The sequence below is a fragment of the Vibrio sp. SCSIO 43153 genome (assembly GCF_023716625.1).
GTDB lineage: Bacteria > Pseudomonadota > Gammaproteobacteria > Enterobacterales > Vibrionaceae > Vibrio > Vibrio rotiferianus.
Genome location: NZ_CP071856.1, coordinates 1571793 through 1598081 on the forward strand (window position 1 = coordinate 1571793; position 26289 = coordinate 1598081).

At 42.8% G+C, this 26289-nt stretch carries 21 protein-coding genes; 11 read left to right on the plus strand and 10 right to left on the minus strand.

All coding sequences use genetic code 11. The features are described from left to right. Nucleotides 1-6: 6 nt before the first annotated feature. Nucleotides 7-921 (minus strand): chemotaxis protein, encoded by a 915-nt coding sequence (locus J4N37_RS23360; protein ID WP_252042526.1) that lies wholly within the window; start codon nt 919-921, stop codon nt 7-9. A 210-nt stretch (nt 922-1131) separates the two neighbouring features. Here J4N37_RS23360 and ppiC point away from each other — a divergent pair, with 210 nt between their 5' ends. The 4 genes from ppiC to J4N37_RS23380 all read left to right on the plus strand — a co-directional run bounded on the left by ppiC (nt 1132) and on the right by J4N37_RS23380 (nt 7930). After that, nucleotides 1132-1410 (plus strand): peptidylprolyl isomerase PpiC, encoded by a 279-nt coding sequence (ppiC, locus tag J4N37_RS23365; protein ID WP_010452635.1) that lies wholly within the window; start codon nt 1132-1134, stop codon nt 1408-1410. A gap of 486 nt (nt 1411-1896) precedes the next feature. Further along, on the plus strand, nt 1897-3246 hold the full coding sequence (locus J4N37_RS23370) for an alpha-amylase family protein (protein WP_252042527.1): 1350 nt from the start codon (nt 1897-1899) through the stop codon (nt 3244-3246). Nucleotides 3247-3685: 439 nt separating this feature from the next. Then, complete coding sequence (locus J4N37_RS23375) at nt 3686-5782, plus strand: methyl-accepting chemotaxis protein (RefSeq protein WP_010452630.1); 2097 nt, start codon at nt 3686-3688, stop codon at nt 5780-5782. Nucleotides 5783-6772: 990 nt separating this feature from the next. Beyond that, nucleotides 6773-7930 carry an amino acid permease gene (locus tag J4N37_RS23380; RefSeq protein ID WP_252042528.1) on the plus strand — a complete coding sequence of 386 codons (1158 nt, stop codon included), beginning with the start codon at nt 6773-6775 and terminating at the stop codon, nt 7928-7930. A gap of 352 nt (nt 7931-8282) precedes the next feature. On the opposite strand, the gene J4N37_RS23385 is transcribed toward J4N37_RS23380, so the two are convergent. The 4 genes from J4N37_RS23385 to J4N37_RS23400 form a co-directional block, all read right to left on the minus strand. Further along, the gene (locus tag J4N37_RS23385) at nt 8283-10154 is read right to left on the minus strand and encodes a methyl-accepting chemotaxis protein (protein ID WP_252042529.1); all 1872 of its coding nucleotides are present in this window, start codon (nt 10152-10154) and stop codon (nt 8283-8285) included. A gap of 456 nt (nt 10155-10610) precedes the next feature. Continuing rightward, a complete protein-coding gene (locus tag J4N37_RS23390; protein ID WP_045394555.1) occupies nt 10611-11975 on the minus strand; it encodes a YjiH family protein in 1365 nt (454 codons plus the stop codon). 459 nt (nt 11976-12434) lie between these two features. Continuing rightward, on the minus strand, nt 12435-13106 hold the full coding sequence (locus J4N37_RS23395; protein WP_038882723.1) for a YoaK family protein: 672 nt from the start codon (nt 13104-13106) through the stop codon (nt 12435-12437). Nucleotides 13107-13258: 152 nt separating this feature from the next. Continuing rightward, nucleotides 13259-13660 carry a GFA family protein gene (locus J4N37_RS23400; protein ID WP_045394554.1) on the minus strand — a complete coding sequence of 134 codons (402 nt, stop codon included), beginning with the start codon at nt 13658-13660 and terminating at the stop codon, nt 13259-13261. Nucleotides 13661-13858: 198 nt separating this feature from the next. Between J4N37_RS23400 and J4N37_RS23405 the strand changes: the two genes are divergently transcribed. Both J4N37_RS23405 and shyA read left to right on the plus strand, forming a co-directional pair. Then, the gene (locus J4N37_RS23405; RefSeq protein ID WP_045394551.1) at nt 13859-14488 is read left to right on the plus strand and encodes a hypothetical protein; all 630 of its coding nucleotides are present in this window, start codon (nt 13859-13861) and stop codon (nt 14486-14488) included. Nucleotides 14489-14611: 123 nt separating this feature from the next. Further along, complete coding sequence (shyA, locus tag J4N37_RS23410; protein WP_252042530.1) at nt 14612-15901, plus strand: peptidoglycan DD-endopeptidase ShyA; 1290 nt, start codon at nt 14612-14614, stop codon at nt 15899-15901. Between the two features lie 32 nt (nt 15902-15933). Here shyA and J4N37_RS23415 read toward each other — a convergent pair whose 3' ends face one another. Together J4N37_RS23415 and J4N37_RS23420 are read right to left on the minus strand one after the other, a co-directional pair. Then, complete coding sequence (locus J4N37_RS23415) at nt 15934-17766, minus strand: putative bifunctional diguanylate cyclase/phosphodiesterase (RefSeq protein ID WP_252042531.1); 1833 nt, start codon at nt 17764-17766, stop codon at nt 15934-15936. A gap of 198 nt (nt 17767-17964) precedes the next feature. Continuing rightward, complete coding sequence (locus J4N37_RS23420) at nt 17965-18864, minus strand: LysR family transcriptional regulator (protein WP_010452610.1); 900 nt, start codon at nt 18862-18864, stop codon at nt 17965-17967. Nucleotides 18865-18975: 111 nt separating this feature from the next. On the opposite strand from J4N37_RS23420, the gene J4N37_RS23425 reads away from it, so the two are divergent. From J4N37_RS23425 to J4N37_RS25170, 3 genes are all read left to right on the plus strand, one after another. After that, nucleotides 18976-20169, plus strand: a complete 1194-nt coding sequence (locus tag J4N37_RS23425) for a multidrug effflux MFS transporter (protein ID WP_252042532.1) — start codon at nt 18976-18978, stop codon at nt 20167-20169. A 116-nt stretch (nt 20170-20285) separates the two neighbouring features. Next, nucleotides 20286-20633, plus strand: a complete 348-nt coding sequence (locus J4N37_RS23430; RefSeq protein WP_045394547.1) for a hypothetical protein — start codon at nt 20286-20288, stop codon at nt 20631-20633. A gap of 134 nt (nt 20634-20767) precedes the next feature. Beyond that, nucleotides 20768-20902, plus strand: coding sequence for a hypothetical protein (locus J4N37_RS25170; RefSeq protein WP_286036626.1), 135 nt, complete (start codon nt 20768-20770; stop codon nt 20900-20902). A 71-nt stretch (nt 20903-20973) separates the two neighbouring features. Here the strand turns inward: J4N37_RS25170 and J4N37_RS23435 are convergent, their stop codons facing one another. From J4N37_RS23435 to J4N37_RS23445, 3 genes are all read right to left on the minus strand, one after another. Beyond that, on the minus strand, nt 20974-21588 hold the full coding sequence (locus J4N37_RS23435; protein ID WP_252042533.1) for a glutaredoxin domain-containing protein: 615 nt from the start codon (nt 21586-21588) through the stop codon (nt 20974-20976). A 61-nt stretch (nt 21589-21649) separates the two neighbouring features. Continuing rightward, nucleotides 21650-22489: a DMT family transporter gene (locus J4N37_RS23440; RefSeq protein WP_252042534.1), complete on the minus strand. Its 840-nt coding sequence runs from the start codon at nt 22487-22489 to the stop codon at nt 21650-21652. A gap of 404 nt (nt 22490-22893) precedes the next feature. Then, nucleotides 22894-23826, minus strand: a complete 933-nt coding sequence (locus J4N37_RS23445; protein ID WP_252042535.1) for a porin — start codon at nt 23824-23826, stop codon at nt 22894-22896. Nucleotides 23827-24390: 564 nt separating this feature from the next. Here J4N37_RS23445 and J4N37_RS23450 point away from each other — a divergent pair. Beyond that, nucleotides 24391-25467 carry a porin gene (locus tag J4N37_RS23450; RefSeq protein ID WP_045394543.1) on the plus strand — a complete coding sequence of 359 codons (1077 nt, stop codon included), beginning with the start codon at nt 24391-24393 and terminating at the stop codon, nt 25465-25467. Between the two features lie 206 nt (nt 25468-25673). Further along, a complete protein-coding gene (locus tag J4N37_RS23455) occupies nt 25674-26288 on the plus strand; it encodes a fumarylacetoacetate hydrolase family protein (RefSeq protein WP_252042536.1) in 615 nt (204 codons plus the stop codon). Nucleotide 26289: the final 1 nt, after the last annotated feature.

Genomic DNA, 26289 nt, shown 5'->3' on the forward strand with positions numbered 1-26289 from the left:
GTTTAACTATGAAGCCATTACTTTTGCTTCTAGCTCTTTTGCACCGCGCAGCATTGCTTCAATCAGTTCGCCAGCATTGAACTTCTCTAACGCTTCATGCGCGCCAACTTGGTGAGCTCGGTCGACACAAATCTCGCTAGAGAGTGATGTGTGAAGAATACGGTAAGAATTGTTCAGCGAAGCATCATTTTGAACTTCAAACGCAAGTTCGTAACCGTCCAATCCTGGCATTTCAATATCACTCACCAGAAGGTCAATAGGGCGGTTGGCTTCAGCTTCTCGTTTCATTAAGTCGAGCGCGTCAGTACCGTTCTTACAAATCTGATAAGGGATGTTGATGCGGTCTAATGCATCGCTTAACTGCTTACGTGCAATAGAAGAATCATCCACTAAAAGGATGCTTAGGGCTTTCAGGCGTTCACGTTCGATGTCAGTCAGCATTGGAATCTTGGTGTTTTCGTATTGAGGGTAGATCTTCGAAAGCAAAAGCTCCACATCCAGCATTTGAACTATTTTCTCTTCATAACGAGTAATGCCAGTTACAAAGATGTTGTGACCTGCACTTTCTGGTGGCGTTTCAATAGCTTTCCAATCACATTCAATGATTTTCTCAATACTTCGAACCATGAACGCAACTACCGTACGTAAGCAGTCGGTCACGATTAAATAGCAATTCTGGTATTCCTCTTCTTGAATAGGACGGAATCCAATCGCTGCAGCCATATCGATAACGGGTACAGTTAAATCGCGAATTGTTACGGTTCCAATCACATGGTGATGTGAATAAGGGATCTTGGTCGTTGGCATGTAAGGAACAATTTCACGGACTTTAAGTGTGCCAATTGCGAAGTTCTGTTGCAGGGTGAGTTTAAACACCAACATGCCTTGAGATTGGTTCGCTTTGCTTGCGACTTTTGCCATGAAATAACCTTATCAATGTTACTGATTTATGTAGTATATCTTATCTTATAATCCTTACTCTTCAACTATTGGCTGAAGAAAGTTGAGCTCTTAACGAAATATCGCAAATCTCATTTGACTTTTATTTTCATACAAAAGTGTACTAACGCTTGAGCGTAAGTGGATACATTGGTTAAACTTGCGCCCCCACAAATAGTGAGAGACAGACAAATGGCAAACACAGCAGCTGCATTGCATATTCTTGTAAAGCACAAAGAACAAGCTGAAGACATCATTAAGCAACTTAAGAAAGGTGCTAAATTCCAGGCATTGGCAAAGAAATACTCCACTTGCCCATCTGGTAAACGTGGTGGCGATCTAGGTGAATTTCGCCGTGGTCAAATGGTGCCGCAGTTCGATAAAGTTTGTTTTTCAGGAGAGGTACTAACCCCACACCTAGTGAAAACCAAATTCGGTTGGCACGTTGTGAAGGTGTTGTACCGCACTTAAAAAGTAGCGCGTTTATCGCGCTATTTTTGTATCCAGCGTTCTTATTTTGTCCCCCTCTCGCCATCTTTTTGAGTCTTTCTCTTCTTTTCTATCAATTTATAAACCGCACCAACTGTGACATAAGCTACAGTTTCGCCTTCTTAAATATTTGTTACATATTGAATTTGTGCCTCTACTTAGAAGAAGTGCTCAAGGAAAGGCGTAATAGCGATATCATTATTTTCCGATTTTTATTTTAAAAGTACTTTTAAAACAATTACTTATGATTGCCCCTGAGTCGTTCTGGTGTTTGTTTTTAGTGAACATTGTATTCAAGTACTCCTTTAAGCCGTACCCAAGGCGGAGCTACGCCTCGTTTTTCCCCCTAGCACAAACATATTAGGGGGGAGGGAGAGGCGCCAATAGTTCTTATAATTTCGGCTATTGGATTCGCTCACGACGAATTCGAGCAATAAATGGGTGAGCGAACGCGACGAGGAGAGAAACATGAGTGGCTTACAAGACACACAATCGACGGGTGCAAATGTAATCTTGCATGCTTTTGATTGGAAGTATGCTGATATTGGCCAACGTGCAGCGGAGATTAGCGAGCTAGGTTATGGCTCGGTTTTGGTTTCTCCACCAATGAAAAGTGCACAAGACGAACGCTGGTGGCAGCGTTACCAACCTCAAGATTACCGTGTTATCGATAATGCACTTGGAGACACCACAGATTTCAAAAACATGGTTGAAGCTCTCGACCGTGTAGGTGTATTAGTTTATGCCGACGTAGTATTTAACCATATGGCTAATGAAGCCCATCTCCGCGCGGATTTGCAGTACCCGCGCCAAGTTGTGATGGACGAGTACCAGCAAAATGCAGATAAGTATCAAGACCTCGTTCTATTTGGGGACTTATCTGAGCCGCTGTTTGATGAAAATGATTTTGTCGAAGCTTTTGGTATCAAAGATTGGAAAGATAAGTGGCAAGTACAAAATGGCCGTATCACAGGGGGGCCGACCGATCCGGGTTTACCTACGTTACGAGTGTGTGAGCATGTTGTCGCTCAGCAGAGACAGTATCTTCAAGCGTTGAAACAGCTTGGCGTGAAGGGGTTCCGTATTGATGCAGCAAAGCACATGACGCTAGAGCACTTGAAGCAGGTTTGGACTGAGGATATCACGCATGATGTCCACATTTTTGGTGAAATAATTACTGATGGTGGCGCGACTGAAGAAGAATATGAGTTGTTTCTTGAACCTTATTTGAAAGAAACACGACTCGGTGCGTATGATTTTCCGCTGTTTTCAACAATCTCGAAAGCGCTTAAGAAAAGTGGTAGCTTCAAGTCACTCATCGACCCGTATTGCTTTGGGCAGGCGTTATCCAATGGCCGAGCTATCACCTTCGCCATTACTCACGATATCCCAAACAATGATGTATTTTTAGAGCATGTAATGGGTGAGGAAGAAGAATGGTTAGCGTATGCGTATATCATGGGGCGCGACGGAGGAGTCCCTTTGGTGTATACCGATCTTGACCCAAGTGGTATCAAAGATCGTCTTGGAAATCCTCGTTGGCAAAACTCATGGCGTGATCCTCGAATGGCGAAGATGATCGCATTTCACAACCTAACGCATGGTGAGCCGATGAGAATGGTAGAAGGTAATGATGATATGCTTGTGCTGCAGCGAGGTGATAAGGGGATTTTGGTTCTTAATAAGTCTCTACGCTCCCAGACGTTAGAGCTACCTGGCGATGCATTAGTTACGGATCTACTCTCAGGTGAACAGTTTGAACTTGGCCACCTCATTAAGGTACCAGCTCTTAACGCTATGATGCTGGTAAACTGCTAGATCGATTTAAATACTCTTCTCCTCATAGTGGAGAAGGGTATTTATATGAAAATAGGATTTATTTACAGCTAAGTTACAGATATTTAAGAAAAATATTGTGTGAACAATGTCACGTTATTGATTGCCCAAATTTGTTAGATAGGCCGCAGCGAGTTGTTCAGTCATGAGATCACGGTATCTCCGGTAACTATCTTTAAATTCTGATAAATATTTATAATATCATTGCGTTAGTTGAGATATAGATAGATTTACACTCAATAAACATCTTTACTTCCCCGCCTTGTACACTTTAAATGATATAGTGTTGTTCATGTAATTTCATAATCCGTTCGTACTTCATTCATATCACGACATTCTCCATTCACACCTGTTAGATACAATTTCCCTTCCTACCTTATTTAAATATTAATCCAGCTACTAGCCTGTTGGAGAAACAAGTATGTTTAACAGTATACGAACAAGAATTGCAGTGAGCGCCGGTGGTGCAATGGCTTTCACTTTATTGATTGCGATGGGGATGACAACCAGTGCCTTCACTGAAGTAAATCAACAGATTACAACACAAGTAAAAAACCAACTGACAAATGCGACCACCTCTGATCTAAGAAATGCCGCTCTACAGCAGGAGCTTAGTATTTCAAATCAGTTGGAGCCAGTGCTTGCCAACCTGAAACAAGTGCGATCAATTCTCGAATTAAGTGCAGAGTCTAGTGCTACACCACAGGCGGTGGTAAAACAGTTCATCGCTTCTTTGGAGGCTCAGAATAAAGCTGTATTTGCTGGATATATGGTGTGGCAAGACATGTCTTGGCCTAGTGAAACAGCATTTGACATAAAAGACGGCTTCAATACCAAAGGCTATTTGGCACCATTCTTCTCTCCTAATTCCAAAAATAGCTTTGATGTTGTTGCAATGGAAAGCTTCAGCAACACTGAACTCAATAGTAGTGGTGAGCGTAAAGATGATTGGCATTTGAAACCATATGAAACGGGTAAAACGTTTGTTATGGAGCCGTACATGTATCCGGTTCGTGGTCGAGAAGAGCTAATTACTACAATCAGCCAGCCAATCAAAATGAATGGCGAGATTATTGGTTCTGTCGGCTTTGATTTATCACTAAATGAGTTACAAGGACAAAGTGAGAATCTAGCGAGCGGTTTATTCGAGGGCCAAGGTAAGATTCTAATTTCCTCTTGGAAGGGCGCCGTTCTTGCGAACAGTGATGATTCTGCTTCTGTAGGGATGAAAGTACCTTCCGAATTACTATCACAGTGGAAAAATATCCAATCGTTAGCGACACAAAAAGAGATCGGAATTATTTCGTTTGATGGCAATGAGTACGCCATAACTTCGATTGATACCAATGATGCACCATGGGTCGTGATTGTTTCGGTTCCTAGTAGCCACCTAACAAAAAGTGTGGCTGACTATGAGCAATGGAGCGACGAGCAGAACCAGTCAGCCATAGAAAAAGGTGTTTGGGCTGGTGGGATTGCTGCACTTGTCGGTATTTTGGCAATGGCATTCATCGCTAACTCGTTAGGCAAAGTACTAACGAACTTAGTCGAGCGTTTTAAAGATGCGGCACAAGGAGAAGGCGATCTTACCTATCGAATTGAGGTCAAAGGGAAAGATGAAACGGCTCAATTAGCGCATTGGTTCAATTCGTTCCTAGCCCGCATACAGGAAATGCTGTTAACGGTCACTGAAACGGCTGATCAAGTTGACAAAAGCGCAACTGAAGGCCAAACGCGTGCTGATATTTCGAAAGAGCAGTTAAACGCTCAAGTTAATGAGGTGAACTCCCTCGCTACAGCCATCAATGAAATGAGTGCAACCGCTCATGAAGTGGCAAACTCTGCGGTTCAAGCAGCAGCAGCTGCGAGCCAAGTGCAAAGCAATAGTGTGAATGGCATGGCTAGGATGGACAACGCAGCCAACGCGGTGGCACATCTTGCTAGTCAAGTGAGTGATGCACAGAGCCAAACGCAAAACCTTGTTGCGTCAAGCACCGCCATCCAAGGTATCTTGACTGAAATCGGCGGTATTGCGGAGCAAACAAATTTACTTGCTTTAAATGCTGCCATTGAGGCGGCTCGAGCAGGAGAGGCTGGTAGAGGCTTTGCGGTTGTGGCAGATGAAGTGCGTAATTTGGCAACAAGGACTCAAGGCTCTACTGAAGAAATTCGTACTATGCTGGCTCGTTTAGAGCAAGAGACTCAATCAATAGTTGTTTTGATGGAGCAAAGTCAGCAACAAGCTGTCGATACTCGAGATGAAACTCAAGCTGCGCAACAAGCGCTTTCTGAAATCAATCATGCTATCGAAGTAATTAATGATATGAACAATCAGATTGCTTCGGCTGCTGAGGAGCAAAGCTCGGTGTCGGAAGAAATTAATCGCAACGTTGTCACTATCAACGATACAGCAATGGATGTGATGGACTCGATGACATCTTCTGTTGAAATCAGTAATGAGCTAACGCGAAAGGCTACCGAGTTACATGGTGAACTAAGCAAGTTCAAATTATCCTAGTTGCAATATAAGACGATTGTTGAAGTTGGGCAGGGTTGTCATTAGGCACCTTGCCTTTTTTATACTCAAATAACCTCGCCCTTCGGGAGCGTGTCACTGAAGCACGTTCTTTGCTAACTAAATAGCTTCGTCAAACAATTTGAAAAGAGCTAGCTATTCCGCTTCGTTGTTTTCATCGCTCACTTTCGGTAAACCGGGAATCAGTGACAACGCTCTGAACCCTGTATCTTGAAGTCACTTGAATATATATCTTCAATAGGAGAACAGGACGCGTGTAAATAGATGTAGCAGGGTGCTGGAAAGGATAGGCTTAGCCAGAGAAAAAATAGCAAGAAGAATAAAAATGCTGGGGAACCAAACCCAGCATTCGGAACACTCATTTACCTATATTTTCGAACCGTAAATCAGTGTTTAGAGGTATGTGAACCGAAACGTGTCGGTACGGAGCGAATAATAACGATATTGCTGAATCTAGGCTATGTTCCGGGTTTCTAACACCTCTCAACAAAGTGTACATTTTCATGTACACCTCAAAAATTGAGCGTCAAAGCTCACTTCTTAAGCTTTATAACAACAAAAGGCTAAATAATCGGCGGTTTTACAACATATCTGTTGCATCAACTGATAGTTGTTAAAATATATGGCTATAAGATGGAGCTTTTGCTTTTCAATCGTCCTATTTATGCCTTACAATCCTTTCGAACCAAATCCATTCAGCAGAGAATGGGATTGACGAAAAAGGATGCGCTGATTTTGCTTCGAACCCAAAGTTAGACATTCCGTTAATCGAACTCTGCCCGGAAATGATTCCCTACATCCCCAATGTACTCAGACAGGATAGATCCATCTTGAGTCTAGGCTTTTTGCATCCTGAATTGCTGTTTAGCATCGAATTCATTGGCTGCAAAGTAGGGCGTTTCCGTAGATCGTGCTTCGAACCAAAAGCATGATAAGTCAAAACAAAACGGATTAAATTTAGAGGTATTAACCGTGAACCTAAAACTTGTCGGCAGCTCCCTGATCGTTGCAGGTACTGCTCTTGGCGCTGGTATGCTTGCTATACCAATGGTGCTTGCTCAATTCGGCCTCCTTTGGGGCACTCTTCTTATGCTGTTCATCTGGGCGGGTACAACTTACGCTGCACTTCTTCTATTGGAAGCAAGCTGTAAAGTCGGTGGTGGCGTTAGCATGAACGCGATTGCTCGTGAAACCCTTGGTAAAGGCGGTCAGCTTGTTACTAACGGTCTTTTGTACGCATTGCTTGTTTGCTTATTGATGGCCTACATCATCGGTGCTGGTGACTTGGTACAAAAAGTGACCACGTCATTGGGCCTACCACTTTCTACTATTTCTAGCCAAGTTGGCTTTACCGTTTTGGTTGGTCTTATCGTATCGGCTGGTACAGGTGTGGTTGATAAGCTAAACCGTGGCTTGTTCATCGGTATGATTGTCGCGCTTGTTCTAACGCTGCTCTCTCTTGCGCCAAATGTATCGTTTGAAGGCCTAAGTGAAGTAGTGAACGCAGACAAAATGGCACTGATCAAACAAAGCTCAGTTCTGTTCACAAGCTTTGGCTTCATGGTGGTGATTCCTTCTTTGGTGACTTACAACAAAGAAGCGAGCAAGACCCAACTGCGCAACATGATCATTGTTGGCTCGACGATCCCTCTTGTGTGTTACCTACTGTGGTTGTTTGCAGTCGTGGGTAACTTGCCACCACACGAACTTATCCAGTTCTCAAACGTGTCTGAGTTGATCTCTGTTCTTGGTCAACAGTACACAGGTCTTGAGTTCATTCTGTCTATGTTTACGGGTTTGGCACTGCTGACGTCTTTCTTGGGTGTGGCAATGGCGCTTTACGACCAAAATGCAGACCTTCTAAAAGCAAGTAAGCCAGTGGTATTCGTAACTACGTTTATTCTGCCGTTGCTTGGCGCGGTATTTGCTCCAGAGCACTTCCTAGCGATCCTTAGCTACGCAGGCATCATCCTTGTATTCCTAGCGGTGTTTGTTCCACTATCGATGACCATGAAAGTGCGTCGTGTACCTGTAGAAGACAGCAGCGTGTACGAAGCGGGTGGCGGTGCGATGGGTATGAGCATGATCTTCCTATTCGGTTGTTTCTTGCTGTTCGCTCAAGCGGTATAAATCGACTTTACGAACACACAAATTGAATCTAGAAAGCCGCTTGTCCATAACTGGGCAAGCGGCTTTTTTGTGCAGAATTGTTAGTGCTGCATCAGCGGCGTGTATGGCCTGACCGTTGCCTGATAAATCGTGATGATATTTGACGTTAATGTGAAACTGTCTCGCCAAAGGCTGACATGACTTGCTGTTACTCTCTTTATGATGACGAACAAGTTATAAAATAAAGGGGAACCGAGTGTCGAAGCGATTTTCTTTCACAGTCGTTGGAGTAGTGCTTTCTTTCTATAAGTAGAAAAACAGCGAGCACATGGGCTCGCTGTTTGCTTGCGTGTCGGTTAAAAAAGAGAAGTATCTAAACCGTAAAGCGGTTTAGAATTTCATCTTGTTTACGAACGTTTTCATTTTGTTTCTGCATAGCTTCATCGGCAAGGTCAGCTGAGTGAGATACTTGTGTCGACAAATCTTTAATATTGACCGTGTTATTGTTGATTTCTTCAGCAACCAAGCTTTGCTCTTCTGCAGCAGAGGCAATTTGCAAGTTCATATCAGAGATCTGCTGAATTGAATCACGGATTCGTTGCAGAGCGCCGTTTGCTTGTTCCGCTTTATCAACCGCCTCAACGGCACTATTTTTACTTTGGTGCATCGCACTCGCCACAGAAGATGCGCCGGATTGAAGTTGTTCAATCATGCTGCGAATTTCCGTCGTAGATTCTTGCGTACGCTGTGCTAGGGTACGAACTTCATCAGCTACAACGGCAAATCCTCGACCGGATTCGCCTGCGCGAGCAGCTTCGATGGCTGCATTCAGTGCTAGTAAGTTAGTTTGATCAGCAATATCGTTAATTACTTTCAAGATTGTCTCAATATTCGCTGTTGCAGACTCAAGGCCTTGAACTTCCTCAACTGCTTGGTCGATGTTGTTTGAAAGTAGGTTAATCGTTGCAGTTGATTCATTAACTACATTGGAACCTTGTATGGTGGCCTCGTCCGCTTCTTTCGCTGCACTTGCTGCGCCTTGAGCATTATTCGCAACTTCTGTCGCCGTGACAGACATCTCGTGCATAGCTGTTGCTAATTGCTCAAGCTCTTGCAGCTGAGTTTGCATCGCGGAAGCAGATCCTTTCGCCCCTTCTGCAGTTAACTGAGTTCCCGTTAAGATCTCATCAGAGATTTGCTTGGACTCGATGATTTGATGCTGAAGGTTCTCCATAAAGGTATTGAAGCCATGTGCTAACTCGGAAAACTCTTTATCAGTCTCTGTAGACAAGCGTTGAGTTAGATCTCCCTTACCGGAAGCAACACCTTGAATAGCGGAATTCAGCTCATCTAATGGTCGCATCAAGAATCGAATCAACATAGTAAGCGCAGCAATTGAAAATACTACGGCAATAAGTGAGTAAATGATTGCGCTGGTACGTAACTTATCTACGGCTGCGTAAGCGATACTCTCATCAACAATTGCACCTACGTACCAATTCTCGCTTTTAATGTGAGATAAGCTCACCATAAAGCTTTGGCCATTGACTTCGATATGTTGCTCACGTTTACCTAAGTCAATCTGTGGTAAATAGCTAGACAGCTTTTTGCCATTGTTTGCAGCTTCTGGGTGCGCGATAGTTGTACCGTCGTTGGTTACAAGGAATAAGTATCCCGCATCAAATACATCTACCTGGTTTACCAATTCAGCCAGCTTAGTAAGCTCTAAGTCGTAGAACATACCTGCAATGAATCGACCATTCTCTTTTACTGGGGTGCCGATAGAGATAATGACATTTTTTGAGGAGGCATCGACATAAGGGTCAGTAACGACAAGGCTACCTTGATTCTTTGCAGCTTGGAACCACGGACGTTGGCGAGGGTCATAATCAGAACCAGCTTCCCAGTTGTCATCATTTTCGATGACCGAACCGTCAGCCTGGTAACCGAAACCTATCGCAAGAAAGCTTGACTTAGGCTTGGGTTGCTCAAGAATGTCCTTTACATACTGTCGGTCTTTAGGAGCTAACTCAATTACTTCTGTTAGAGATTGTGCCAGTGCTTTTTTTGCATCCATTTGAGACTCAACGGTGTTCCCAACACTCGTTAGAATCTCCCCTAGTGATTCATTGATATGATCTTCGATTTCTGAACGTACCGTCATTACCTGTTGAATAGACAGAAGCGAAACTGTCACTAACAATAAAATCGAGGACGCGGTTACTACTTTATGACTGAATTTCATAGATTTTCCTCAAATCTCCCTGTTTACACTATCTCTGATTCATCTCTTATTGGGGGGATGATTTACGACAACAGATAGCAAAAAACGTGTTGTTGTTATTTTGTTATCGACAGTTTTATCAGATTCCTGAATGGATTTTTCATGTTTTTTAACTTTCACAGCAACATTGAGCTAAATGTGTGAGTTTGGTCATCTTGATAAAGTTTGATAATAAAAGTGTCAAAAAACGAAATATTTGTCGCTTGCTGTCAATCGAAATGGGATGGTGTGATGTTTATAAAATCAATCTTATTGGGGAATTGAATCGATTAAATGTGATTTGTGTGTTTCACTTATGAGACTAAGTGGGAGAGATATTAGCTAGAACTCTATTTTATTGTGTTTGCTTTTTATGCTGATCTCAGGGTTGGGCGTAATAAAAAGCCCTGCAAAAGCAGGGCTTTAGGAAAAAGAACTTTAGAAAATCAAATGCGCTACACCTGCAATTACAGGCAGTGTAATTAGTGTTCGCAGGATGAAGATAACAAATAGCTCGACAATATTTACCGGAATCTTGCTACCTAGTAGTAGAGCACCAACTTCAGACATGTAGATAAGCTGGGTTACTGACATTGCAGCAACGACAAAACGCGTCATTTCATTGTCAATTGAGGCAGCAAGAATTGCAGGGATAAACATGTCTGCAAAGCCAACAACGATAGTTTGAGATGCAGCCGCCGCTTCCGGTACTTGTAGAAGCTCTAGATACGGGATAAATGGTTGACCTAGGATTTCAAATACGGATGTGTATTCGGCAATTACTAAAGCCACGGTACCAAGACCCATTACAACAGGCAGTACACCAAACACCATATCGATAGCGTTATGTACGCCTTCTTTAAATACCGACTGTACAGAAGTCACTTGACCAGCGCGTTTTAGCGCAAGATCCATGCCCCAAGAGAATGTTGTGTGACCTGCTGGAACTGCATCAGCGTCTTTCTTTGGTTCACTTCCGTCTATGTAACGATCTTTCTTCAGGCTTAATGGTGGTAAGCGAGGAATAATGATCGCGGCGATGACTCCTGCCAAACAGATTGCACCGTAGAAAGGTAGGAACAGGTGTTCTAGCTGAACTTGAGCAAGAACAACCAAACTGAAAGTGATGGATACTGCGGAGAAGGTAGTACCAACAACCGCCGCTTCACGTTGAGTGTAGAAGTTGTTTTCGTATTGCTTACTGGTTAGCAGGATACCAACGCTGCCGTCACCTAGCCAAGAAGCCATACAGTCAATCGCACTACGGCCAGGTAGGTTAAACACTGGACGCATTACTTTACTGAGTAGTGCTCCAAATAGTTCAAGTAGACCGAAGTTCAATAGCAGTGGCAGTAGAAGACCCGCAAAAATGAACACTGCAAATAGTGTCGGTAGAAGACCAGTTAAAACAAGACCACCAGTATTCTCTTCCCAGATTGCTTTGGGACCTACTTGGAAGAATGTCATCAATACTGCCGCAGCACCAATGAGACGAACAAACAACCAGAGAGGTGATGGGTTAAACAAACCGTTTAAGAAACTGTTACGCAGGATTGCTGCAGGCTTGAAAATTTTGCAAAGAACAGAAGCGACAGCCATAAAAGCAATAATAGCGGTTACAATAGCAATTAATGTATCGCCAAGAACTGCAGGAATGACTTTTGCCATTACTGCAACTGGAATTGTCAGGCCACCATCGTAAGAGATAGGAGCCATGAAGAGTAGAAGACCAATAAGGGATGGGATGAAGAACATCCAGAAATTGCCCTTAGGCGCTTCAGCAGCATTAGTGTTGTTATGCATATTTGTCTCGTGTTACTACTAGTCAATACTCGCCATATTCCATGACATAAATATTCACTAAACATCCGTATTTAATCACAGTGTGCGGAGATTACCCGCAAACTGCACCCTTTGCAATACTATTCATTAAATACATCTAGTTATTCAGCCGTTTTTTCGGCTAATTTAATCAAAACTAGAATCTTGTATATGAAATTGTTGCTCGTGTTAGAAAATTGTAGCACGCAAACTGCTCGTTGCATTCGGCTAGACAACACAATGTGACTAGAGCAATAAAAAGCATAGTAAATGTGATTCGGATCTCAAGGGCGCCTCAGGAGCTTCTCATCCTGGTGGCACTAATTGTAAGGAGTCAGATCAGACTTTGATAAACATGTTTGGAAACGAGCACAAGAAGTAGGGAAGGACGGCCTAGGTGTATTACTTAAACCGTCATTGAAATTAGATCAGAGATAGGTGCTATGCGGCCTGTTTTCGGCTGAGCAAGTAAAGGTAGCCCCAGTAAGCGATAGCAATAACAAATGCCAATAATGCAGGAAACACCAAAGCATAAAGCTCATAGACGTTAAAAAGCGCAGCTCCCGCTGTACCACCAAGTAAAAAACCTAAGAAGATAAAGATAAATAGTTTTGCTTTTCTTCTATCAAACTGGCGTCCACGTAAACTTTCGCCAATCATTATCCCAAGATCAGTGATAATCCCCGTCATGTGTGTTGTTCGCACTACGGCACCGCTAAACGTTGTAATCATTGCGTTTTGTAAGCCACAAGCCGCCGAAGCGAGATATTGGCCGTATACGTCGCCCTGCACTAAGAAGCCCAAACTTAGAAGTAGTAAGCTTCCTTCAATACAAAGCGCTACACCGTAGCGGCGTCCTAGTTTTAGCGCGCTACTTTCAATAAAGAAGCCACTAAATGCTGAGCCAATTAAAAAGCTGAATACAATGAGTAGTAGGTGGATGGTACTGTCCACACCGACTAAAAGGCTGTTCCCTAGCTGAGTTACCGTTCCGGAAAGATGTGTTATCGCTTGATGTTGAAAGCCGAGTAGTCCTACGGCATTGACGCAACCAGCCAGAAGAGCCAGCAGAAACGCGCCATATTCCACCCAACGAGGAAGTCTGGAAATCACAATGAAGCCTCACCAAATGTTAGGAGCAGATTATAGCGCTTACAAGTTATAACGAAAGCCTTTCACACGATACTCGGTTGATCATTCTCAATAAAATTTCAACTATTGTTGAGCGGATTCAAATATTATGGCCTGCGACCTTACACACTTTTCTATTCGATATGCTCCATAGTACATTCAAAATGCACCCATCCATGCTTCCTTTGCTCATAAATAGAGATAGTAGGCTGTGGGAACTCATTGTTATTAAACAAACCTACCGGAACGACGACAAAGTCAGTCGAATCTGACAATAATAAACGCATTGTGGTGCCGCAAGCTGGACAAAACTCATATTGTACTTGGTTGCCAGAATCACATAATCGCGTATAACTCGTCACGTCACCGTCTAAGATCACTTGCTCTTTATTGAACTTGGCTTGCACGCCAAAGACGCTTCCAGTGCGTTTCTGACACTCGAAGCAATGACAAATTGAAGTCCTAATGGGTTCTGCCATACAACGTAGTTGAACCAAACCACAGGCACACTCGCATGTGTGGGTGATTGTTGTCATTGTTATTACCTATTGGATGTCAGTTATTGTGATTGAAGTGATGTTGTAGTGCTGGGAGCAACTAGGCTGCTAGCGAATCACTTGAGTATAGTTTAGTTTAACTTTGAAACACTTGAGTCAAAATCGTACTGCGGTCTTAACGATTGAATTGGTATATACTCAGCGCAGAATTATGACAACAAACACAAGGAAGCCCGCATGACTCGTAAGAGAATTCTACCTATTCCACTTATACTTCTTATCCCTGTGCTGTTGTTGGCCATTGTGGTGATTGCTGGTATTTACCGTTTTAGCCTTTCCGATGAAGACATCATGGAGAAGTTTCCTCAAACTCAGTCCCAAGCTAATTCAATCGTAGCGGAAGTACTTGGGATTCAGTCACGAAATCCGTGGACGGTTCAAGTCCCTGAACAAGGTGCGGTGACGTTTTTAGATGAATGGGACAAAGAACATGGCTTATTGAAAGGTCAATACGATGCGGGCGCGACCAAGGGTGAAGTGCTGGTTCCTACCGAGTTTATTGCTCAACGAGACATCAATGGTACACCTTGGATTATTGCGCCAGTGATTGTAACAACACAGGGTTCAGGCGCATTTTATTATCTCGGATTGTTCAAGTTTGATGCAGTGCCAAGTCGAGTAGTGTTGCTCAATAGTGTTTTTCTTGGAGACCGCATCAAAATATCATCGCTGGAATGGGTGAGTGATACGAAAGTTTCGCTTTCTTATCTTGAACATGGCAAAGAACAAGCGCTCGCGGAGCAACCAAATCAATTGATCTCAGCGACAATTCTTCGTGTAGGTAATAGCTTGAGTATGCAACAGTGATTATTTTTTTTTGCTTCTGTAAAAAATAGGCATTTTCTGCGCTAGATCTCGTAATTTGCTAGTGATTTCTGATTCGGGAATGCATAAGCTATGAGCCTTATTAATAAGGAGATAGTAATTCCCGTGTCTGAAAATGTGTCAACAAAGCGGTTTCCTAGCTTCACAAGCCGTAAAGCGTTACTGCTGTACTCCTTACCTGTGTTTGTTGCGATTGGTGTTTCTCACTCGATCAACGAATCTTCTCTTACCAAAACGATCGCCCTCAATTTACCTGAATCACAGGTTGTAGAAAGAATTCTAGATGCTAAAACGGCATCTCTGGCTGTGACCACGCCTCCAAGTTTTGAGTATCAAATTCAAGCTGGTGATAATCTAAGTTCAATTTTTAGCCAGCTTGGCTTTGGTTATAGCTCTTTAATGAAGGTCATGGAAACAGACCTCAACTTCTTAGCACTCGATACACTAAAGCCTGGTAATACACTTCGCTTTTGGCGAAATGAAGAAACGGGTGACCTAGAAAAAATGGAGCTTCAGTTCTCCATTGCTGATAAAGCGGTGTATCAAAGAAACAATGACGGTAGCTATGACTTCAAAGACGTATCTATTCCTGGTGTGTGGCATCAACAACCTTTAGTTGGTGTTATAAATGGTAGTTTTTCATCTTCTGCCAACCGATTAGGTTTGACGACAGTTGAAATAGGTCAAGTCGTCAATTTGCTTAAAGAGCAAGTCAATTTTGGAAAGGACCTGCGCGCAGGTGATCGTTTTGAAGTGGTTCGCCGTTCTCAAACGATTGATGGTACTGCTACAGGTAAGAATGAAATTGAAGCGATCAAGATTTACAATCGTGGTCGTGAGATTTCTGCATACCTTCATACCGATGGTCAGTTCTATAATGCTAAGGGCGAGAGTCTTCAACGCGCATTCCAACGTTACCCAGTAAGTCGTAGTTGGCGTATAAGCTCAAGCTTTAACCCAAAACGTCTTCACCCTGTAACTGGGCGTGTTGCGCCGCATAATGGTACAGACTGGGCAGTGCCTATTGGTACTCCTGTCGAGGCTACGGGGGATGGCACAGTGATTATGACCCGTAAACACCCTTATGCTGGTAACTATGTTGTGATTGAACACGGAAGTAAATATAAGACGCGCTACTTACACTTGAGCAAAATTCTAGTGAAGAAAGGGCAGAAAGTATCTCGTGGTCAACGAATTGGTTTGTCGGGTAAAACTGGTCGCGTAACTGGACCGCACCTTCATTACGAGTTAATTGAATATGGGCGCCCGGTGAATGCAATGCGAGCGAATATACCAATGGCGAGCTCGGTACCTAAGAAAGATATGGCTGCGTTTATTGCGAAACGAGATGAAATGGATCGTTTGCTGCATAAACAAGAATTAGCATCTCTTTAATCTGAAAAAGGCCAAACAGTGTTTGGCCTTTTTTATGCGCTTTTAATATCTCTTTCATTTATGATGCAGACCATTTCTGATACTTCCATTGGTTTAGAGAAGTGATAGCCTTGTATTTGATGGCAGCCAATATCTATAAGTTTATTGAGTGCAATATCGTCTTCGACCCCTTCTGCGACCAAATCGACACCAAGCAATTGTGCTAGTTGAGTGATGAGCTTAACCACTTGCTCTGACGTTTGATTGGTTAGCATATTTCGAATAAATGTTGCGTCTATTTTTATGCTATCAATTGGGTAACTATGGATATAGTTTAAGCTTGAGTAACCAGTACCAAAATCATCTAGAGCGACTTTGAACCCGAGGTAGCGAAGTGAGTCAAGAACCAGTCTTTCCTGCCCTGACTGAGCAAGCAATACTGTCTCAGTTAACTCGATAACGAAATCGCTAGGCTGATGCCCGTATTTTTCGATTGTATCAGTCAGATGGTTAATATAGCGTTTTGAGTTGAGTAGCTCATAGGCGGAACAGTTCACGCTAAGTTTGATCGGATAGCCAAGTTGAGATTCCAATTGCTGTTTTGCTTGACAAGCGAGCTCAATGATCCGTTCACCGAGTTCTACGATGAGACCAGATTGCTCTGCTGCTCCAATAAATTCCATCGGCGATATTGGGCCGAAATTTCTACTGTTCCAACGTGCAAGAACTTCAAAGTAATCCCATCGTTCTTGAGTGATATCGACAATAGGCTGCACGACGACATATAGCTCATCATTTTCAGAAGTTGGATGGCGTAAAATATCTCTAAGCGCTTCAATAAGCTGAGTTTGTTTATGGTATATCGCGCTCAGATGCGTGTCATAATGTTGAATTGAAATGTCTCGATGCTTCTTACAGTCTTTTAAGGCAAGGCTGGCATTCAAGATTAACTCATCGCTGTTTGTCAGACTTGTACTTGCTTTCGCCAATCCTATACTGACGGTAAAGTTGATTCGATTAGCGTTGTCTTGATATCCGGACTCAATTTTATCGAGTATTTCTTGGCAGATTGTCACGGGGTCTTTTTCAAAACTGATAAAAGCAAATTCATCACCGGCGACTCTGAATGCGCTATTTTGACCCCCCAAAGTTTGCTGAATGACATTGGCGGTAAACTTAATGATTTGATCGCCGATGTAGTTGCCGTTGATATCGTTGATGGATTTGAAATTGTCGATATCAAGGTAGGCAAGGTGAAAGGGCTTTGTTGATTGCTGCGTTAGCACTTCTAGTGAGTCAGCCAAACAACTACGGTTGAGAAGGCCAGTCAAATTATCGTGGGAAACTTCATAACTGAGCTGATTGAGCAATTTATCAGATCGTTCGCTGATCCACTTTTCTCTTAAACTATGGACGATTAAGCTCGCATAGAATTGATGATGCCGGATTATTTCTCTGGCTTCTTCATCGAGTATTGGCCGTTGATATGTGGAATGAATAATGCCCAGAACATCACCATTGTGGTTCTTTAGCGGTAGCCCAATGTAAGCCTGTATTCCTACGTCTTGTAACAGAGCGTCTTCTGGAAAGAGTTTGTAGACTTCATCCTGATAGAATACTTGTTTGCCTATATCCGCACATACCTGTTCGCAAGGCGTTTTTTCAAGTCCGTAGGTGCTGTTGTCAATAATTTGATTGTTCTCAGCGAACGATAGGGTGACGGCATGGTGGTACAAATGCGCCACTTCCACCACACATGTGCAATAGCTATCAAACCTCTGATGTAGGTCTAATGTCGTTTTATTTAGTAAGTCGAGTCCATCAAGGCTTAACGTTTCTTCTAGATCCGAGACGCTGATGTGTGACTCATCTAGTGAATACTTCATCTGACGTTATCTCTTTGTTCGTGATTTTGATATTTTTGTTACACGCTAAATCTCAAATTATTTCGATATGCATCACGTTAAATATCGGTGAAAACTAAATATTTTTCAAATTCAACTTATCTCAATGTTGAGAAAATATCTAAAAGAATATCCTTATCACTGGGTATCAATCGGTATGAGCATCGGCACTACGATGAATTACAATGCAAGCAGCTCATTTTTTTCATCTTCTAAGCGTTTCCTTAGGTAGTCTAGAAATAATTTAGTACGAGTGTGTTGGTAGTCTAGCTTGGGGTAGTATGCATACACAGTCGCTTCGTCTGCTGTAATTTCCGGCAATACAGGGACAAGGTTGCCTTGCTTCAACTCTTCTCTGATCATGACATTGTTAGTCAGTATAATTCCCATTCCTCTCTTAGCGCCGTGAAATAAGGCTTCAGGATTAGTGGTAGAGAAGTTGCCAGATATAGTAAACCGATGGCCATGAATGGTCTTAACGTCTCTAGATGGTTTTTCACCCCAAATAAGTACGTTGTGGGTGCTTAGCTCTTCTATTGAGCGAGGGGACCCGTATTTCTCTAAGTACTTGGGTGCCGCATAAAACTGGGCTTTGTGCTCGAAAAGGGGCGTTGCTTTGAAACTAAGTGAATTGAGCTGTTCCAGTTCTCGGCTAATAAATAAATCCAAACTTAGTTCTGGAAGTTGCCCTGGTAACGTTGTAAACAACTGAAGTTTAATGTCTGGGTATTGATCGAGAAAATCATCCAGATAATGCACTAGAAACTTTGATCCTACCGCAAGAGTGGCTCCGATTTTAAGTAAACCTGCAGGGGACTGGTTTACTGAGCGTGTTTCATCTAACACCGACTGCCAAGAATCGAGCTGTACCTTAGCGCGCTCATAAAAAAGCGCACCAGCTTCGGTTTGGCTTATTGACCGTGTTGTTCTTTTTAGCAATTGCACGCCAATCTTGTCTTCTAGCCATTGAATACGCTTACTAATCGCCGAACTGGTCGTGTTGAGCTTTCTAGCCGCCGCATTGAAGCTTCCTTCTTCTACCACACGAATGTAACTGTGCACGCTCTGAATCCAATCCATACTATTCTATCCTGATAGGAAATAATGCCTTTCCATTTTAGTTTATTATCATCTTTGAGTATCAAATATACACTGTCTGTCGTGAAACTGTCATGTTGTTAGGAGGGTATATTGCGTAAAACACCATTATTGTTAGCTATGATGATCATCGCGACCGGTCAAGTTGGCGTCAGCATTTATCTTCCCTCTTTACCACTTATTGGTCATGACCTTAACCTTCAGCAGCACGAGATACAAAACCTCGTCACACTATTCCTCGTTGGGTTTGGTGTCTCTCAATTGTTCTATGGTCCATTATCGGACTCAATAGGGCGTAGACCAGTGTTTATTATCGGTCAAAGTGTCTATTTGATTGGGACGGTAATCTGTATTGCATTTGCAGACCATATCGCAGCGCTAGAAGTAGGGCGATTATTGCAAGGTTTGGGGGCAGGAAGCGCTTCTGTGCTTGGGCGCTCGGTATTACGAGACAGTTATGATGGGGCACAGTTGACCAAAGCACTTTCTTATATCTCTGTGACCGCTTCTGTAATGCCGATTGTTGCGCCGTTATTTGGTGGATGGATTGCCTATCACATCAGTTGGCATGCGGTTTTTGTGTTCGTTCTCCTTTATCTTGCGGCGATTTTTACCCTTGGTTTTGCGGTGCTACCAGAAACACTACCGTATCCCAAGCGACGCTTTGAGCCAAAGCGAGTGATACTAAGTTACTTTGACTTACTGACTAATAAGCAAGTAATTGGTAGTGCCAGTTACAACTGGCTGAGCTATCTATCTGCTTTGGTGACCTTGTCTTTGTATCCTTTTTTGATGCAACAAGGACTTGGTCTTACAGCGGCAGACTATGGCACTTTGATGATTGTGCCTTCGGCTGGGTTATTAATGGGAAGCTTGGTTCTCAACTTTATTAATGCTCGGTATAAAGAGCAGCAAATATTGTTAATGAGCTTTGTGATAGTAGCTTTTTCTGGGGCAATGCTTCTCCTACTGCCGTTTACAGTGACTTCACTATTGATTGCGTTTACTTGTTTGAGCTTTGCACAAGGCATGTCATTCCCTGTCTCGATAAGTTTATTGCTGTCGCCGCACAAGAAACAAGCAGGAGCGGTTTCTGCATTGTCGGGGTCGATACAAATGTGTATCGCAGGTTTGTTGGGAGGTTATTTGGTAGAACATTGGGTAACCAGTCAACAGCAATTAGGTTTCTTTTACATGTTGATTGCACTGCTATGTTGTCTAGTTTTGCTACTGAGTCAGATTCGGAAGCCTTATCATCGCTTTGTCGAACCAGAGAGCTCACGTTGAATCTGCTTGCAAGCTTACAATCTCCTTTCTAAAATGCGCCGTAAGTTACGCTAGCTTTGCGTTGACTCATAAAGGGGTCGCGTGAGCAAGATACCAGTTAATCGTTAGGTGAAACCATGCAACAGAACGAATTTGAAGCACTACTAAAAGAAATCGGTGAAAAAGAGAATCTACCTCAAGCCCTTGAACTGCTAAAAGCATCTGATGAAGAAGAGATCGCACAAGCTGCAGAATCACTTACAGGTCAATTTGGTCTTGCTGAAGTCGATGGTGAAAAACGTATTTACCATATCACGATCCAAGCTGATGAGTCTGGTGAAGAAAAAGAGTTTGTCGAGCATGTTATGAATGAAGGCGATCACTTGATAAAGTTTGCTGCTTGGTTCTTTGAAACTTTCTTTGAAATCAAACAGAAAGATACATATAAAGCTGCGGGTAAAACTTACCAACAGCCTAAACGTTGATAATCAAAATTTATCGCTAAGGTTAGAAGTTCTTGTAATTTAATTACAGAAAAGTGTGATCTGAGTCTTGTAATTGCGGTTTTTAGGTGTAAAATTACAACATAAACCAGTCAATTATATCTTAGGAGAAGGTCATGGGTAACGAACTAGGTGGCGCTTACATTGGCCAAATGATAGCTAAAGACGCAATGCATAAAGCGCTTAACGGTAAAGCAAAGAAGAAAAAACCTTCGATGTTTACTCGCCTAATGAAAAAACTAGCGAATTAATAAGAAAAGCCCTGATGTGATATCAGGGCTTTTTGCTTTTATGTATGTATTATTTTTTCGATGAGTGATATTTATGCGCTTTGACTAGGGATCTCAACCACGTTATCTGGCACGCTATCTAACCCTTTCTCTGCTAACCACTTTTCCAAGTTATCGGCACCCCCGATGTACTCACCATCTAACCAAATCTGCGGTACAGTTACCGGTGTTTTCTCTCCTATGATCGCTTTCACTTCAGGGATCATTCGATAAAGTGCTGCGCTGTCTTTTACTACGTCGTGGTATTTGTACTCGACCCCCGCGTCATCAAGCAGCTTTTTGGCTTTTACACAGTAAGGGCAAGTCGCTTTCCCGTAAACGATGTTCCCTTTCAGCTGGTCTCGTTTAGTCCATTCAGCAATAACAGATTGAACAAGCACGCCTCGGTTTAGCGCTTCCCCTTGGCTGACGACTTTACCTTCAACGACGAGTATCGGGGCGTGCCATGCTCCAAGTTTTAATGGCTCCCACCAGTGAGACAACCAATCTTTCACTTCTAGCTCAACTGGTACATCTGCGAGTTCATTTTCAAATGTGTCAGCAAGAATATCTTTGGTTAATGTGCATTCTCCACATGGGATATTTACTTTGAATGGTCCCCAGCTTCCGCCCCAACGATATAGTGTCATTTTGATTGGCTGTGTCATACATTGCTCCTCATTTCTTTCCTGAAAATATAGAACCTAAAACTTGAATATTTCTTTCAACTTACTTTCTTTTTTTTGCTTCCCAATGGGTAATGAAAGCAATTGAGCCGACAATAATGGCAGCGCCAAGCCATAACCGACCAGGTGGCACCCAGTTAAATACTAGCCAACCTGCGAAGACGTTTAGAGGCAATTTTGCATGGTCAAATGGTTGTACAAATGATGCGTCAGCGACCGCGTAAGCTTTGACTACAGCCCATTGCGCTAAAGCAGTGAGCACGCCTGCGGCAACTAAAATGCCCCAGATACTCCAACCTTCTGGCATCGCAAAAGTAGGAATCGCTAATAAAATATTAAATGGTGTAATCAGTAAAAGCAGATATACCACCATGGTTGACGGTGGATCATTCACTGATAGCTTCTTTACCAATAAAGAATAGGATGCCCAGAAAAAAGCAGCACCGACAGGCAGTAGCGTTGCCCATGTAAATGAGTCTGACCATGGTTCGAGAATAATCATGGCACCGATAAAACCTGTAAGTGTCGCAATCCACCGAGCGACGCCAACTTTCTCTTTAAGGATTAAACCTGAGCCAACCGTCGCAAATAAAGGGGAGGTCATCAGCAGTGCGATACCTTGCCAAATTGGGACGGGGTAAGCGAGAGCCCATAGCCATAGTTGGATGCCAATGACTGCTAGGAAAATGCGTAATGCGTGCCACCCAAAGTGGTTAGTGCGTAAAGATTGACGAATGCCTAATGTGCGCAGGTACGGCAAGATTGCAAAAAATGCGATAGCGTATTGGAAGAGTGCAAATGTTGTGGATGACACACCAAAGTGAATACTTGCGATTTGAGCAAAGCTATTAACGATGGCAAAAGCCAAGCCTGCGGTAAGCATCCAAGATGCTCCTTGGACAGGATGATGATTCAATTGGATATTTCCGGTTTTAAACAATGGGAAGGATCATACGTTCTATTGATGGGGGAGCCAATAAAAAAATGCCTCCCGGAGGGAGGCGACATTACCAATTCAAAGGACGTGCCTACCTAAGTAGGTACAAAGAACGAGAAGCACAAACGCTGCCATGCATTTGCTCGATTTTACTGTTGCAGCTAGCGTGCCAACTTTGAATTTATTGATTTTAAAGGGCTAGAGCGGTCTTGCTCTGGAGGAACTAGAGAAAATGCACTAACTTCGGGATTCGGTGCATTAAAATGGAGCAGTGTTAAAGTGTCAGAGGAAATAAAAGAGGCTAGCATCAAATGCTAGCCGTCTGATTATTATTGAACTGGCCAACTCGTTTAGAAGTCGTAGCGAATACCTGCTTGTAACTCGTCATCACCCGAGTCGATTTGCTGGAACTTGTATCCTGCATATGTACGTAGGTGACCATTGAACTTATAAACGGCTTCGATAGCAAATTCATCTACGGTGTCTTCTTTAGAGCTTGCTTTTGGATCCACTTCTTGGAAGTTATAAACACCAACTAGCGATAGGTTTTTCATTGGTTTGTAGATAGCTGACAACTCGTAACCTGTGTAATCATCGTCCGCAATTGTGCCGATAGTAAAGAGGGCACCTAGAGTGAACGCATCCATTGAGTATTGGCCGACGAGGTTAAATTGGTCGTCATCATTGTCACCATTACTTTGAGATACGTAACCTGCACCGATATCAAACGCGCCAAAGTTGTATAGGCCAGCAAGACCAAAGCTATCTTTGTCTTTGGCATCAGAAGCGATGAAGTTTGCCTTAATAGTCAGTGCGTCAAACTCACCAGAGTAAAGGAAGTTGTTTTCACGTTTGTCTTTGTTGCCAGCAACGATATCCGCCGCTTCAGCACCAAATGTTGCCATTGTATCCGTAATATCTGTAAGCATTACCTGAGCAGAGTCTTGCTTACCGTAAGAAAACTCACCGATAGAGGTGCCCAAGCCTGCGAAGAAGTAACGGTTTGTGATGTCTGAGCTATCATCAAACTCCGCTTCGTATTTACCAAAGCCATATATGTCGTCAGAGATTTGAGACTTGCCCTTTAAGTTAACACGAGCTCGTGATTTGTCTTTGAAAGAGCTGTTACCGTCTTTTTCATGTTTGTCAGAAACATTAAAACGCGCTTCTGCACGGCCGCCAACTTTTAAAGTTGTTCCTTCGTTATCGTAAACAGTTGCTGCGAATGATGGTGCCGATACCAATGCTGTTAAAACTGCAGTAGAGAGTGCTGCCTTTTTCATTTTCTTATTACCCTAGTTGTAATCGATGGGCTTACTTGCCCGATGAATTGATGACGCTAAGGTAAATCGTGAAAATGAAAGATAGATTTCCGTTAAGTTATGATTTGGTTGCATTTTTATTTCAAATGCATGAGCCACATTCTATTCATGAAGGTAAAGGGATAAGGGGTTTTAGCTTTTTTGATGTTTCTGTTCTTTCTAATTGACAGGGTATTTTTAAAAAAGTTCCTAATCATATTTCTTACCTCAAAATGTAACATTAAGTTTCAAGTTCTGTTCATTGTTTTACCAATAAACAATCACTTATCTATTTATTGCTCGTTAAATGTAACGAAATGTTTCTTGAGTTTGATGCTCGTAGCCAAGTTTACATATGAAAAACAGGTAAACGTTTGCCCGTTTTCTTTTTTCTTACATCTTTTCACTCTGCTCTTGGGAACTTCTGAAATACATTGATTAGCAGTTGTTAAGCAAAAGTGACGCAACATTGGTGGAAGAGATGAGCCAGCCCGCTTTTGTATAAAAATGACTTATAAACTAATACATAAATACATGGATTTTATAATGAACAAGAAATTATTAGCAGCAGCGATCGCAGCAGCAACGTTCGGTACTCAAGCAGTAGCAGTGGAGCTTTACAACAACGACGGCACTACTTTCTCTATCGGTGGTCACGTTTCTGTTAATGTGAATGGTTCAGAGCAAGGTGACACTGATGTGGGTCAAAACTCACCTCGTATCAACTTCAATGCAACTCATGATATTGGTAATGGCTTCACTGCCGATGCTCGTGGTGAATGGGCTCTAAACTATCTAGAAGGTGGCGAAAACTCTTTTACTACTCGTCTTGGCTACCTAGGTCTTACCCATGAAGCATATGGCCGTGCAGTAGCTGGTACTCAGTGGGCACCTTACTACGATATCGCTGGCGTTGCTGATATGCCAATCGCGTTTGCGAACGACTTTATTTACGACAACCACGGTAACCTAGGTACTGGTCGTGCAGAAAAAATGCTTTCTTACCGTAATGCGATTGAGCTGGGTGAAGCCGGTGCTATTAACTTCGGTTTAGGTTGGCAAGGCAGCAACAGTGATGCATCGTCAGCTTGGGAAATTGTAGGTGAAGCTAATGGTGAGCCAGTATATGAGAAAACATACTCAGGTGCTGATTACGATGATCGCTACCAACTAGCGCTTTCATACACTGTTTTCGGCGCGCAGCTTGGCTACACATACAACACTGGTGATTTCACAAGCTCTGGTGCAGGCAAAAAAGAAACAGCTGAATCTCACCTAATCTCTGCGGCTTACGGTTCTTACGGTCAAGGCTTATACGTAGCAGGTGTATACGCTTCTAACGAAAACATGAACTCAGGCCTTGAAGAGAGCAAAGCGTACGAAGCTCTAATTGCCTACGCATTGCCAAGCAGCCTAAACCTAAGCTTGAACTACGAGATGGTTGAAGGCGAAGCGACTAAGGGTGACAAGACAGAAACAACTCGTGAAGAGATGGCGGTACAAGCAGAGTACAACTTCACTTCTAAGTTTGTAGGTTTTGCTGGTTACCAATTCGATCTTAATAACGAAAATAACCGCAAAACAGACGACAAATGGGCAATCGGTGCTCGTTACTACCTATAATAGTAACCTGTCCTAGTTACTATAAAAGCCAGCCTCGTGCTGGCTTTTTTCATACTCGCCATTGTAAGAATTGGGGTAACCCGATTAAGTTTATACTCTCTCAAAACGGGCTGAATGTCTTGTTTTTAACATCTCGAAAAGATAACTAGTGTCAACAACGTAACGTGTTGGATTATTATGCGTTTTTTGTTTTGCAGGGAAGAGCAATGAGCGTCATTCAGGTTGAAGAGAAGAAAGTCAAAGTCGGTAAAGTTCTTTGTGTTGGGCGTAATTACGTTGAGCACATAAAAGAGCTGGATAATGCCATGCCTGAGCAAATGGTGGTATTCAATAAACCTGCGACTTCTGTTTCAACCAAACTCATCGCATTCCATCAAGAGCCTTTGCATTACGAAGCAGAAATCTGCTTTCTGATCAAAGATGGTCAATACAGTGCGGTTGGACTCGGTCTGGATCTGACCAAACGCGGTTTACAATCTACCCTCAAAGAAAAAGGATTACCTTGGGAGCGCGCCAAAGCGTTTGATGGAGCTGCAGTGTTCAGTCGTTTCCGTTCCCTCCAAGGTGTCAATATAGATGACCTCAGCTTAGAGCTTTTGATTAACTGTGTTCATGTTCAAAAAGGGCATGTTAAACAGATGCTTTACCCACCAATGAAAATCCTCGACGAACTGAAGAGCTACACAACGCTAGAAGATGGCGATGTTGTGATGACAGGCACACCAAAAGGCGTGGGAGAAGTACATCAAGGCGATGTCTTCCTTGGGCGTTTGAAGTGTGGAGACATCACCTTGTTAGAGATTGAATGGTTAGCGGGTTAGT